The 12,758-nt window shown below is 69.4% G+C and carries 10 protein-coding genes and 1 pseudogene; 4 read left to right on the forward strand and 7 right to left on the reverse strand.

Annotated elements, in window-relative coordinates:
* Positions 1-12 precede the first annotated feature (12 nt).
* Positions 13-924: pseudogene (locus tag HKK72_RS04145) on the forward strand (asparaginase); the annotation flags it as partial.
* Between the two features lie 46 nt (positions 925-970).
* Here HKK72_RS04145 and HKK72_RS04150 read toward each other — a convergent pair.
* Genes HKK72_RS04150 through HKK72_RS04165 form a run of 4 tightly spaced genes read right to left on the reverse strand, consistent with a single transcriptional unit; the run spans position 971 to position 4,679 of the window.
* Positions 971-1,579, reverse strand: a complete 609-nt coding sequence (locus HKK72_RS04150; RefSeq protein ID WP_187232882.1) for a DNA-binding response regulator — start codon at positions 1,577-1,579, stop codon at positions 971-973.
* On the reverse strand, positions 1,576-2,832 hold the full coding sequence (locus HKK72_RS42000) for a sensor histidine kinase (protein ID WP_187232883.1): 1,257 nt from the start codon (positions 2,830-2,832) through the stop codon (positions 1,576-1,578). The genes HKK72_RS04150 and HKK72_RS42000 overlap by 4 nt, the downstream gene beginning before the upstream one ends.
* Positions 2,833-2,862: 30 nt before the next feature.
* Positions 2,863-3,717, reverse strand: a complete 855-nt coding sequence (locus HKK72_RS04160; RefSeq protein ID WP_187232884.1) for an ABC transporter permease — start codon at positions 3,715-3,717, stop codon at positions 2,863-2,865.
* Positions 3,714-4,679, reverse strand: a complete 966-nt coding sequence (locus tag HKK72_RS04165; protein WP_187232885.1) for an ABC transporter ATP-binding protein — start codon at positions 4,677-4,679, stop codon at positions 3,714-3,716. The genes HKK72_RS04160 and HKK72_RS04165 overlap by 4 nt, the downstream gene beginning before the upstream one ends.
* Positions 4,680-4,903: 224 nt before the next feature.
* Here HKK72_RS04165 and HKK72_RS04170 point away from each other — a divergent pair, with 224 nt between their 5' ends.
* Positions 4,904-6,607 (forward strand): long-chain fatty acid--CoA ligase, encoded by a 1,704-nt coding sequence (locus HKK72_RS04170; protein WP_222720318.1) that lies wholly within the window; start codon positions 4,904-4,906, stop codon positions 6,605-6,607.
* A gap of 47 nt (positions 6,608-6,654) precedes the next feature.
* On the opposite strand, the gene HKK72_RS04175 is transcribed toward HKK72_RS04170, so the two are convergent.
* The 3 genes from HKK72_RS04175 to HKK72_RS04185 all read right to left on the reverse strand — a co-directional run bounded on the left by HKK72_RS04175 (position 6,655) and on the right by HKK72_RS04185 (position 10,300).
* Positions 6,655-8,421, reverse strand: a complete 1,767-nt coding sequence (locus HKK72_RS04175; RefSeq protein ID WP_187232887.1) for an RNA polymerase sigma factor — start codon at positions 8,419-8,421, stop codon at positions 6,655-6,657.
* 202 nt (positions 8,422-8,623) lie between these two features.
* Positions 8,624-9,565 (reverse strand): hypothetical protein, encoded by a 942-nt coding sequence (locus HKK72_RS04180; RefSeq protein WP_187232888.1) that lies wholly within the window; start codon positions 9,563-9,565, stop codon positions 8,624-8,626.
* A gap of 192 nt (positions 9,566-9,757) precedes the next feature.
* Positions 9,758-10,300, reverse strand: coding sequence for a SigE family RNA polymerase sigma factor (locus HKK72_RS04185; RefSeq protein ID WP_187232889.1), 543 nt, complete (start codon positions 10,298-10,300; stop codon positions 9,758-9,760).
* A 319-nt stretch (positions 10,301-10,619) separates the two neighbouring features.
* Between HKK72_RS04185 and HKK72_RS04190 the strand changes: the two genes are divergently transcribed.
* Both HKK72_RS04190 and HKK72_RS04195 read left to right on the forward strand, forming a co-directional pair.
* Positions 10,620-11,585 carry a hypothetical protein gene (locus HKK72_RS04190; RefSeq protein WP_261986528.1) on the forward strand — a complete coding sequence of 322 codons (966 nt, stop codon included), beginning with the start codon at positions 10,620-10,622 and terminating at the stop codon, positions 11,583-11,585.
* A gap of 3 nt (positions 11,586-11,588) precedes the next feature.
* Positions 11,589-12,599 carry a MauE/DoxX family redox-associated membrane protein gene (locus HKK72_RS04195; RefSeq protein WP_187232890.1) on the forward strand — a complete coding sequence of 337 codons (1,011 nt, stop codon included), beginning with the start codon at positions 11,589-11,591 and terminating at the stop codon, positions 12,597-12,599.
* Positions 12,600-12,758 lie beyond the last annotated feature (159 nt).

A 12,758-nucleotide genomic window follows, 5' to 3' on the forward strand; every position in this document is an offset into this window, starting at 1 on the left:
AACTGAATCACCATGTACGAACTGCTGGCCGAAGTCGTGCGCAACGACTTCGTGGAGAGCGTGCACCTCGGAAGCGTCGCCGGGATGGCACCGGACGGAACACTCGCGTACACACGTGGGGACGTCGCGGCGACCATACTGCCCCGCTCCTCCGTCAAGCCGTTCCAGGCGATGGCCTTTCTGGTGGCGGGCGCTCCCCTGACCGGTGAGCGCCTCGCCATCGCCGCGGCCAGTCACACCGGCCAGGACTTCCACATCAAGGCCGTGGAGGCCATCCTCGGCGATGCCGGGCTCGGCTTCGACGCCCTCCAGTGCCCGCCGAGCCTGCCGTGGGACGAGTCGGCCATGGCGGCCGTGATCCGAGCGGGCGAAAGCCGGAGCCGGCAGTACATGAACTGCTCTGGCAAGCACGCCGCCATGCTGGCGGCCTGCGCGGTCAACGGCTGGCCTGTCGACTCCTACCTGGAGCCCTCGCACCCCCTCCAGCAGCTCGTCCGCGCTTCGCTCACGGAGATGGCCGGCGAGCAGTCGGAGCCCTTGGCCGTGGACGGGTGCGGAGCGCCGCTGTTCGGACTCTCCCTGGTCGGTCTGGCGCGGGCGGGGCGCGCGCTGGCCACGGCCGGAGAGGGTCCGGCGTACGCGGTGGCCGAAGCCATTCAGGAGCACCCTGAGTACGTCGCCGGCACAGGGCACGTCAACACCGATCTGATGCTCGCGCTGCCCGGCACCATCGCCAAGGGCGGCGCTGAGGGTGTGCTCCTCGTCGCCACGGCCGAGGGACACGCGGTGGCGGTCAAGGTGGCCGATGGCAATGCCCGCGCGACCACCGCCATCGCGCTGGCCGCGCTGGAGGAGCTTGGAGCGGACGTCTCGGGCGCCGCCGCGCTACGAACCGTGCCGGTCATCGGCGGCGAGCGCACCGTCGGTGAGATCCGCGTTTCCCGAACGCCGGTCCTGAACGCCGGTCGGCTCAGATCCAGCCCATGGTCTCGGCGGCACGGACGGCGCCCAGCCGATTGGACTCGCCGAGCTTGGCCATGGCGCCGGAGAGGTAGTTGCGTACCGTTCCCTCGGACAGATGGAGGGTCCGGGCGATCCGGGCGGTGTCGATGCCCTTGCCGGTGAGCCGCAGGACGTCCCGTTCCCGCTCGGTCAGCGGGTTGTCACCCGCGGCCATGGCGGTGGCGGCGAGTTCGGCGTCCAGGTAGCGGCCACCCGCGTGCACCTTGCGGACGGCCGCGGCGAGCTCTTCGGCCGAGGCGTCCTTGGCGACGAAGCCCTGGACGCCCGCAGCCATCGCCCTGCGCAGATAGCCGGGTCTCCCGAGACTGGTCAGGATGCAGACGGCGCACCGGGCGTTCGCGTCGTCCCTCAGTCTCTCGGCCACGGTGAGCCCGTCGGCGCCGGGCATGTCGATATCAAGGACGGCCACATCGGGATCGTGCCGCTTGACGGCTTCGACGACCTCGTCCCCACGTCCGACCTCGACGACGACCTCCAGGTCGGGTTGCAGGCCGAGCAGCGCGGCGACCGCGCCCCGGATGAGGTGCTCGTCATCGGCCAGCAGGATGCGGATCACGCCACCCTCTCCGCCCTTTCCGCGTTGTCCACGACCTCCGCGTCGTCGGTGGAGGGCGGAAGGTCTCCGGCCTGGGGAGCCCTTTCGGGCAGTGGAATCGCGGCGCGCAGCAGAAACCGGCTCTGACCGGCGTGTTCGGCGGTGATGCTGCCGCCGAGCACCGCCGTTCGCTCATTCAGCCCGGTGAGCCCGGTGCCGATGTCGGCGCCGGCCGGATGCGCGCCGTCGTTGACCATCTCGAGCACCACCGACCCCTCGACGGGGGCGAAGGAGATCTCACAACGCCGTGCGTCGCTGTGCTTGAGCACGTTGGTCGCTCCCTCGCGTACCACCCACGCGAGCACGCCACGCACCGCGGGCGGCAGATCACCCGGTGGCTCGGCCACCGTACAGCGGACCCCGGCCGCCTCCAGCACCGCTCGTACGCCGGCCAGCTCGGCGTCGAGTTCGACGACGCGATACCCGCGCACCGCGGCGCGCACCTCACGCAGCGCTTCGCGGGCGGCCTGGCGTACGTCGATCATCTCGGCCTTGGCCCGGCCGGTGTCACCATCGGCCATCCGGATGGCCAGTTCGCTCTTGACGGCGATCAGCGAGAGGTTGTGCCCGAGCAGGTCGTGCAGGTCACGGGCGAACCGCAGCCGTTCCTCGATGACCGCCAGCCGGGTCTGTGCCTCCCGTGCCGCGTACGCCTCCTGGATGAGGTCCCACAACCATTTCTGCAGCAGGTTCGCGCCCACCGCCAGCCCACAGACCGTCGCGAGGAGGGCGAACATGACCGGCCACATGTACCAGTGCGGAGTGCGTTCGGCGGCGGGCAGCGACACCAATGCGCCCACCGCCGCGACCCCCGCGCAGAGCGCGATGATCTGGCGGCCGGACGACAGGCCGAGTGCCACGATGGAGGCCCAGGCGGGTCCGAGCATGATCCAGAGAGGATCCGTGATCATCATGCCGCTCAGCAACGCGGCGAGCACTCCGCTCACCACGACGTCCGCCGTTCGCAGACTGCCCGTCAGCACGGTGTTGATCATCCGGATGTAGAAGCCGATGAACGCGACGACGGCCGCACCGGCACCGGCCGTCAGCGGGACACCGATCTCACTCTTGCCATAGGACCCGAGCAGCGCCATCAGGGGAAAGACGGCGATGGCGAACGCCGAGCACAGGAATGTTCCGAAGACCACCCGACGAGCCTTCTCGAGGCGCCGTGTGGCACGTGCCGCTATGCCGGCGGACGTCTCTGCACTCACCCGAACCTCCAGTCGGTAAGCCTATGCCCGTCAGGCGTTACGGGGCTCCCAGCGGAACCAGCGCCGAGCGGCGTACGTCCCCACGACGACCCACCCGGCGAGGATCAGCAGTGCCGGGCCGCAGGCGGCCCAGGAGTCGACGAACCCGAGCTGCTCACGGCCGCCACCGGCGGTGAAGTCCTGGCCGAGGTACGCGGTGCGGACGATCTCGACGACCGGGGTGAGGGGAAGTCCCTGGGCGAAGGGCCGGAGGCCATCGGGCAGCTCGTCCACCGGGAACATGAACCCAGACCCCGCGATACAGATGATCATTATCGGCAGCACGGTCATCTGGGCCAGCTCCGTGGTCGGGGTGAGCCCCGACAGCGCGAACGCGAGCAGCGCGAACACGACCGCGCCGAGAAGCATGCCCAGCACCAGGAGAAGAACGTTGGCCGGGGCTCCCGCGCCCAGGGCGGTCGCGATGATCACGATGACCACGCCCGCCTGGATGAGGTAGAGCGCCGTGGCGCTCACGACGCTGCCGCCGAGGATCTCCACATCGGACAGTGCTCCGCCGCGCAGCCGCTTGAGCGTGAGATCTTCGCGGCGGGCCGTGAAGACGTTCACCAGGTTGACGAACACCGCGAAGATGACGAAGAAGGCGAGGTCACCGGTGCCCGTGTAGAGCACCGCGTCCAGCCCTGCGGTCTTGTTCCCGTTGCCGCGCGAGACCAGCAGCATCGCGCCGAAGAACAACGGGACGCCTATCACGCTGAACAACGCGGTGCGGTTGCGCCACAACAGCGTCAGGTCGAGCCGGGCGATCCGCAGCATGTATCCCGGTCGCGCCGACTGTGCGAGCCGCCTGGGGGAGGCGAGCTCCAGCGATCGCACGAGGCTCATCGGTCGTCCTCTCCGGTGGTGTGTCCCACCACGTGCAGGAACACGTCTTCCAGGGATGCGCTGCGGACCTGCAGCCCGGACAGTCGCAGGTCCCGCTCGTCGGCCCACCTCAGCAGCTCGCCCAGCGCGTGCTGCAGGCCGGCCTCCTCGGTGAGGCGGTAGGTCGCGACGGTCTGACCGCCGTTCACGGCGACCTGCGCGTCGACGCTGCTCCCGGACGGCGCGGGCAGCGTGAGCGAGGGCAGCTCGGCCACCGGCAGTTGCGGAGGAACGCGGAAACCGATCCGGTCGCCGTGACCGGCCAGCACCTCCCCCACGGTGCCCGCGATCTCGATCCGGCCCTGGTGCATGATGGCCAGGCGATCTGCGAGCTGCTCGGCCTCCTCCAGGTAGTGCGTGGTGAGGAGCACGGTCGTGCCGTCGGCCACCAGATCACGGATGATCTGCCAGGTGTCGCCGCGGGCCTCGGGGTCCATCCCGGTCGTGGGCTCGTCCAGGAAGAGCACCTTCGCGTGTCCGACGATGGCGAGCGCCAGGTCCAGCCGGCGCTTCTGCCCGCCGGACAGCTGACGGACCCGGACCTTCTCCTGCTTGAGCAGCCCGGCCAGCTCCAGCAGCTCGGCGCGGTCACGCGCTCGTGGCGTGAGGTCTCGCCACACGTCGATGGTCTCGGCGACGGTGAGGTCGGCGAAGAAACCGCCCTCCTGCAACATGATCCCCACGCTGGGCCGCACCTCACGGCGGTCACGGTGCGGATCACGGCCGAGCACCCGCACAGTGCCTGCGTGTGCGGACCGGTAACCCTCGAGGGTTTCGAGTGTGGTCGTCTTGCCGGCCCCGTTGGTGCCGAGCAGCGCGAAGAGCTCACCCGGCCGCACCTCCAACGACACTCCCCGTACGGCCTCGAAATCCCCGTACCGCTGCCGCAGGCCCACCACCTCTATGGCCTTCTCCGTATGCATGCCCCCACCTTCGCGCCCGTGCCGGCGGAGCAGTAGTCGTCGCTGTCACCGGCGCGGGCGGCGCCTGTCATCCGACCGGCATGACATCTGTCATTTGTGGGCGGGCACCGAGGCCGGCGCCATGGAAAGGGCATGGAGCGCCGAAGAGGCCAGTGACAACGCACCGCGTCAGCGCGAGAATCCGGTAAGACTCCCCGGGACATGGAGGCGTTGTGCGGAGCACGATGCAGGACTTTCCTTTGACGGTTGCCTCGATCATGAATTACGGAACGTCGGCGTTCGGCGACAGCGAGGTCGCCACCTTCACGGGTGAAGACCTGCGCCGTACGTCGTACGCGCAGCTCGGGGAACGCGCCGCCCGCCTGGCCGGTGCGCTGCGACGGCTCGGGGTGGACGGCGACCAGCGGGTCGCGACGTTCATGTGGAACAACACCGAGCACCTGGAGGCCTATCTGGCGGTCCCCTCGATGGGAGCGGTGCTCCACCCGCTCAACATCCGGCTCTTCACCGACCAGCTCGCCTACGTCGCGACGCATGCCGAGGACGAGATCGTCATCGCCGACGGCTCACTGGTGCCGTTGCTCGCGACCGTACTGCCGCAGATGGAGACGGTACGGCAGGTCATCGTGGTGGGCGAGGCCGATGTCGCGCCTCTCGCGGGGGCCGGCAAGGAACTCCACTCGTACGAGGAACTGCTGGCCGAGGCGCCGGCGTCGTTCGACTGGCCCGAGGACATCGACGAGCGGTCCGCGGCCGCGATGTGCTACACGAGCGGCACCACCGGCCACCCGAAGGGCGTGGTCTACTCCCACCGTTCGGCGTTCCTGCACTCGATGTCGGCGTGCAGCGGCAACGGGTTCGGGCTGACCAGCTCCGACAAGGTGCTGCCGGTGGTGCCGATGTTCCACGCCAACGCGTGGGGGCTGCCCTACGCGGCGATGCTCGCGGGCAGCTCGCTGCTCATGCCCGACCGGTTCCTGCAGGGCGAGGCCCTCGTTCGGATGATCGAGAGCGAGCGGCCCACCATCTCGGGCGCGGTGCCGACCATCTGGGGTGAGGTGCTGCGGTACGCCCGTGAACACGGCTCCGACCTGACGTCGTTGCGCATGGTCCCCTGCGGCGGGTCGGCGGTGCCCGAGTCGTTGATGCGCGGCTTCGACGAACTGGGCGTACGCATCGTGCACGCATGGGGGATGACCGAGACGTCGCCGCTGGCGTCGGTCGCGCACCCGCCGGCGGGCGTCTCGGAGGAGCAGGCCTGGTACTACCGCATGACGCAGGGCCGCAGAATGGCCGGCGTCGAGGCGCGGGTGGTCGGTGACGGCGACGTCGAGCTGCCCTCGGACGGAGAAGCGGTCGGCGAGATCGAGGTCCGCGGCCCCTGGGTCACAGGGTCGTACTACAAGGACGAGGACCCCACCAGGTTCCACGACGGCTGGCTGCGCACCGGCGACGTCGGCACGGTCTCGCCGGACGGCTTCCTGGTGCTGACCGACCGGGCGAAGGACGTCATCAAGTCCGGCGGCGAGTGGATCTCCTCGGTCGACCTCGAGAACCAGTTGATGGCGCACCCCGACGTCATCGAGGCCGCCGTCGTCGGCGTACCCGACGACCGCTGGCAGGAGCGCCCGCTCGCGTCCGTGGTGCTGCGCGACGGAGCGACGGTGACGGCGGGGGAGCTCAGCCGGTTCATCGCCGGCCGGGTGGCCAAATGGCAGGTGCCGGAGCGGTGGAGCTTCATCGCCGAAGTGCCGAAGACCAGCGTCGGGAAGTTCGACAAGAAGGTGCTGCGCAAGCGCTACGCCGACGGCGACCTCGCCGTCACCCGGCTCGACGCCGCCCAGCCGCACAGCGCCCCTGCGGGCGCGAGCGGCGCCGGCACAGCCCACACCACCAGGCCCGACATTCCTCAGCCCGACATCAGGTAGCCCCACACCCGAGCCCGATCGGGCTCTGTCGGCTCCCTCGGACCCGGTCAGGTGAGGAGGGAGCCGGCCCAGGTGACCGTGACCGTTTGCGGGCGGCCACCGACGCTGGTGAGCGTGATCGTGGCGTGCCCCTCCAGCTGGATCAGCCCGCGCTGGAACATGATGTCGATCCGGGTGGTGCCCCCCTTGGGGATCTTTCCTCCCTCGGCCGAGAGGGTGAGCTGCGGGCTGGACGTCGCCGCGCTCCACGTCACCGCTCCCTGGGACGCCGAGAGGTTGAGATGAGTCTCCCGCTCACGGGCGCCGAGCCCGATCTCGGTCGCGCCGAGGATCAGCCGGCCCGGCTGAGGTGGCAGCCGAGGAGTGCGCGGCCCGGGTGAGGGTGTTCTCAGCCTGCCGTCCAGCTGAGGAGCGGCGACGCGACGGCCCGAGCCGGGACCCGCGTCCCCGGGTGGGGCGGCCTGCTCCCGGCCGGGCATGGACTGGCTCGGGAGCGGTGGAGAGGGCGTCTTGTGCCGTGGCCCGGACGGCCAGTAGATCTGCGGGCCCGGCAGATCCGGTCCGATGATCACTATCGCGACGGCCGCCGTGACCAGCGCTCCGACCAGGCCGCCCGCCGCGAACATCCAGCGCCGCGCGAACGGCGGCGCGACGTCCGGCTGGCGAGGCAGGCCCTGGGTGGTGAGATTGCCGCCCCGGCCCGCGATGTCGGCGCGGTAGCCCGCCAGCTCCGGGTCGGTCGCGGTGTGGAAGACCCGGCGGCGCAGCGCGGCCGGCGGGGCGGGCGCCTGCGCGAGGTCGAGCAGGCGGTTGAGAGTGATCCGATCACGCCATTCAGCGGCCGGGTCGCCCGCACCGTCCGAGCCATCGGGGTCGGCACGGTGATCGCGCTGGGCGGTGTGGCCGCTGCTGCGCGCCTCATCCATCCCGCGGGCGGAGGCCGCCGCCGTTCCCGCCTTACCGGCGGCCTCGATGACCGTCTTGAGCGACTCCCGAGACCGCACGGGCTCTGGACGGTCTGCGGCTTCGGGCGTTTCGCGGTCCTCAACCGCCTCGACCGCCGCGGAGTCGACCGCTGCGGAGCCGAGCGCATCGGAATCGACCGATCCGGTGGCAGTGTGTTCGGTCTGACGGGTGGGTCCGGCCGGCCGGGCACCGGTCTGCTCAGTGTCGGCACATCGCCACGACAGCACCCGCAGTTCTGAGTTCAACGCCGCGTCGGCCTGGGCCCGTGCCCGGGCCAGCCGGGAGGCGGCCCGCCGGCCGGACACTCCGAGCGTCGCGGCGAGGTCGGACCCGGTGACCTCATGGCGCAGCGCCAGGAGCAGCGCCTCCTGCTCGGAGAAGTCCAGCCTGGCGAGCGTCAGTTCGAGCAGCTCCCGGCGCTCGTCAAGGGACAGACCGGAAACGTCGTACTCATCGCTCCCGAACTCGCCACGGGGCAGGCGATCTTCGGCGCCGTCATCCTCGTGCGCCTCTTCGCGAGCCGCGTGGGGTGCCTGGGCGGCGGCCCACTCCCAGTGCAGTCCCCCGCTTCGCCCGCGCTGCAGGCAGCGCCGGCGCGCGGCGCCGTACAGCCAGGCTCGCAGCCGCATCCGATCCCGCATCCGCGGCGCGCGGCGGCTGGCGTCGATGAGGCAGTCGTGGACGGTGTCGGCTGCCACCTTCGAATCACAGACCAGCGACACACAGTAGTCGTACAGTCGCTCTGCGTATGTGTCATAAAGTGCGATAAGGGTGTCTTCGTTGCCTTCGTTCAAACCCCTGACCAACCTGCGGTCAGCGTCGGGGTCGAAGGGCGACCACCTTGACATGCGCGCTCCCGACACCTAGCGGCGCAACTTGCTTACACCAAGCGGACCTGGCGGCACAACGAGATTTTCAGAACTGGCCTGCGTCACCGAGACACCATCGCACTGATCACCGTTGCCCGCCCGTACCCCGCGTGCGTTCTGCAGCGGGACATATCGCCCGATGCGGGCGACAAAGGAAGCGTAGGGGCCACGGGCCGGTTGATCAACGCCAGTAGAGGACCTTGGCGGATCCGTTCACCACGGATCCGGTGGCGGTCCCCGACTGGAGCACCTGGACCCGGAGCCGCCGGTTGACACCGAGCGTGTCCGCGGGCAGCGCGTAGAGCACGCTCGTGTCACCGCTGGTGGCGATGAAGTCCTGGATCGGCGAGCTGCCGAAGTCGGCCGTGTCGTCGGCGTGGACCTCCACCGCCCGCAACTGGCCCTCCGTACCCACCGGCAGGCCCCGTAGCGTGAGCGAGGCGGTCAGCGAGTACTTCGCCGCCCCGTTGAGAATGCTCGGGCCGCCCTGGTCACTGTGCTGGTGGGCGCTGTCGGAGAAATCCCGGCCCCAGGTGATGGTGACCCACTCGTTGGGTGGGAGCTCCTGCTCGGCGGTGATGCCGACGGATACGTACTCGGGCACGTCTTCGTCCTCCTCGTCTGGCCGGGGTGCGCCTTCCTTCACCCACGCGTACAGCGGCCCGCCGGGACAGTCGGTGGCGTAGCCGTCCCGGTGACCTTTGATCTCCGTGCCCGCGTCGCCCTCGCGGCGAAGCCATTCGATCGCGTCGCGGATGCCGCGCAGCATCGCGTTCGTCGGCTTGGTGAGACCTTTGTTGCCCACGAGGCCGCACACGGCGTAATGGCCGCTGTTGAGGCCGGCGCCGTTGGCGGCCGGCAGCGCGTGCGGTCCGCGACCCACGAAGACATGGGCATGCGGGCAGACCAGGGCCGAGTAGCCGACGTCGTTCCAGCCATTGCCGTCCATATGGGCGTTCTGGATCTGCCGGACCCGCGCGACACAGCGATCATGGTCGTCTTCGAGCCGCGGATCGACGTTGTCGCCGGTGTAGTGGACCTTGACGCCTTTGGTGGACGACAGGCGCTCGGGCGTGGCGCGAGGCGATCGGGCCCCCCATGCCTCGCGAGTCACCAATTGCATGATCAACCTCTGGGCGGGTGAGCAGGAACACGGGCGCCGAGTCGCGCAGCGTCTACGCCGATCGGCCACAGCCGGGGCAATAGTACATTTACCACGAACATCAAAAAATCAGATTCGTTGTACGTACCGCCCCAACGCGGAGCGCAATTCGCAGATCGTCCGCAATGCGGCGGAGTCATGGTGCGCACGAGGTCAGCCGGCTCGCTCTTCACCCACGGCAGGGCCGGACAGCGTGCCGGCGAAGTCGTGCTCGAGCTCTGCGTCCACCCTGAGCTTGGCCATGGCCCGCGACACGGTGCTCTTCACGGTTCCGACGCTGATGCCGAGGATGTCGGCGATCTCGGCCTCGGACATGTCCTCGTAGTAGCGGAGCATCACCGCGAGACGCTGGCGTTTCGGGAGCTTGTCGAGCGCCCGGCCGAGCGCGTCGTGCAGCTCGCTGCGCCCGGTGTGATCGTCGACGGGCAGCTCGGGAAGCTCATCGGTCGGATAGACCTCCAGCTTGCGCCGCCGCCACCAGGAGATCTGCGTGTTGACCATGGCCCGGCGCACATATCCGTCCACCGCGGCCCGGTCGTTGATCCGGTCCCAGGCGAGATAGGTCTTGGCCAGGGCCGACTGCAGCAGATCCTCGGCCTCGGCCCGATCACTGGTGAGGAGCATCGCGGCCCGGAGCAGCGCGGAACCACGAGCCGCCACATAGTCGCGGAACTCGTCGTGCTTGGCCTTGCTCACGTCACCACCGACCCCAGGGGATTGAGGGAGGTTCTGTCCGACGGCGCGGTGCGCACTGCTCCGTACGACCTCTGGGAGAAGCTGTGCACAACATGCCGATGACTCTGACGATCGCACGAAGATCGTAATTCTGGCTCAACAGAAAAGCCATATTCGGGTCAACCGGTGGAGGAACTCCTCCACCAAGTACATAGAACCTCTACCGCAACACTGGCGAATGTGGACAGATACATCGACATAGTTGAGCGCCTGAGTAACTCTTGACGCGTTGTCATCAGCGAAGTGTGTATGGGCCGACTCACCTCTGCCGGGAGGGCTCATGTCGCAACCCCGCCATCACTCCGGAGCGATGCCGGATCAGGTCGGTTACCTGCGCCGTCGTCGCCGGACCGCCGTGCTCGGCCGGCTTCCCGACGCGCCGGCCACCGATCGGCCGCCGCTGCGCTCCGTGACCGGCACGGTGATCGAGGCCGACTCGGAGTTGCTCTTGCTGCGCACGCGTGAGGGCGACGGGGACGGGGACCAGATACGCCTGTGGATCTCCAGCGCCACGACGGTCTGGTACGGCGGACGCGCCGGAATGGAGGCCGTACGCCCCGGGCGGAAGGTGCTCGTACGATGCACCGTCGACGGCCTCGGAGCCGACCGGATCTGGGTGGACTTCGTGCGGGCGACCGGCACGATCGTGGACATCGGGAAGGGTTTCGTGGAGGTGGACGCCGGCCCGCACCGCGGACGGCTGCACATCGTCATCCCGTCGCGATCGCTGAGCCGGGTGCTCGTCCGGCACCCGATCTTCGAGCCCGGCTTTCTCTTCGACGTGATCGGGATCAGCTCGACCGACGGCCCCCTGGCCCTGCTCCCTGGAACATCGCAGCCGGGCTACCGCGCCGACGAGGTCACTGCGCCGAGGACGACCGGCACGGTCTCGCGCGAACTACGGGGCACCGTCACCTGGTTCGACGCGGCGGGCCCCGGGGCCGCCTACCCGGCCCTCGACTCAGCAGGACAGGCGGGCGGCTGCCCCGACGCGCCGGTCGGCTGCGCCGGGCTGCCTTTGCTCTCCCTTGGCAGCGACCTGCTGGTCCGCAACGAGTGCGCCAAACGATCGGCCACCGTCGCCGTGACCGAATGCGGCTGTACGGCGGCGCTGTTCTGCGATCGCTGCGTCGAGTGCGGCACGTCCAGGCGAGGCCGCATCGTCGAGCTCACCGCTGCGAGCTTCGTGGATCTCGGCGGGGAGCTCGAGGACGGCTGCTTCAACGCCACGGTCACGGTGAGGTGAGCCGTGATCGAAGCCCTTCAGCACAGTCAGCTCCTGCTCGTGTCGGCCGCCCTCATCACCGCCTGCCTGACCAAACTGGCCAACCCGGACCTGCGAACCCCCGTGGCGTACGGCGACCCGGCGCCCTCACCCGCCTTCGTGGTGCGTGACAGCCGGCCGATGGCGATCGGGCTGGCGCTGTCGGAGGGGGCTCTGGGCGTGGCCCTGCTCGTGACCCCGCACCCTTCGGTCCGGGTGCTCACGGTGCTGGGATTCGCCTCCGCGACCTGGGTGGTCAGCGAGCTGCGAACCTACCGGCCGGAGGACGGGTGCGGCTGCTTCGGCGCCCTGAGCGCAGGCCGGATCGGGATCCGTTGTGTCGCCCGAACCGCGCTGTTCACCGCGGCGGCGATCGTCGCGCTCGGCGTGCCGCACACTGGGATCGACGTGCTCCGGACGAGCCTCGGCTGGGTCGGGATCATGCTCACCGCCGAGATCCTGTTGTTCATCGCGGTGTCGCCGGAAGCCGACGTACTGCTGGACCGCCTCCGCTCTCGGGTGCCGTGCGAGCTGCGCACCGCTCCTCTCAGCGAGACCTACGACATCCTGCGGGCGAGCACCGCATGGCGGGAGCATGAGGATCTGCTCGTCAGCCGCACCCCCGTGGACGTATGGCGAGAACTGTGCTGGCGCCTCTTCGCCTATCAAGGCCGGGTGGCCGGCCAGGACGTCGAGATCGTTTTCGCCGTCTCGATGGAGGAGCACCATCCGGCCGTACGCAGCGCGATCTTAGAAGGCGTGGGCTCGGAGATCTCGGCTCCGGCGGCCGAACAAACCTCGGCAGCGGGTCGACCGATCGCACCGTCATCGACCGCGGCCGACCAGCAGGACGACACGGCCGGAAAAGGGCTCCAAGGCCACGTCCCGCATGGGGGCGGGGACGGGGACACCGATCCAGGCGGGGACGGCGGCAGGGCCGATGCGGGCGGCGACACCGGCCCCGGCTCCGTGCCGGCCGTCCCCGCAGGAACCTGACGAACGCCGACATAGAGCGACCGTCTTCATGGGCGGTGGCCCGGACGGGACTCTCTGCCGCTGTCTTAGACCATCTAGCGCTGTCGCTAGAGGTGCCTAGAAAACGTCAGAAAGCGATGAGCGACAGAGCTCGATGCTGCTTTATGTCGCTCTCTAGCG

This window comes from Actinomadura sp. HBU206391, from assembly GCF_014323665.1.
Lineage (GTDB): Bacteria > Actinomycetota > Actinomycetes > Streptosporangiales > Streptosporangiaceae > Actinomadura_C.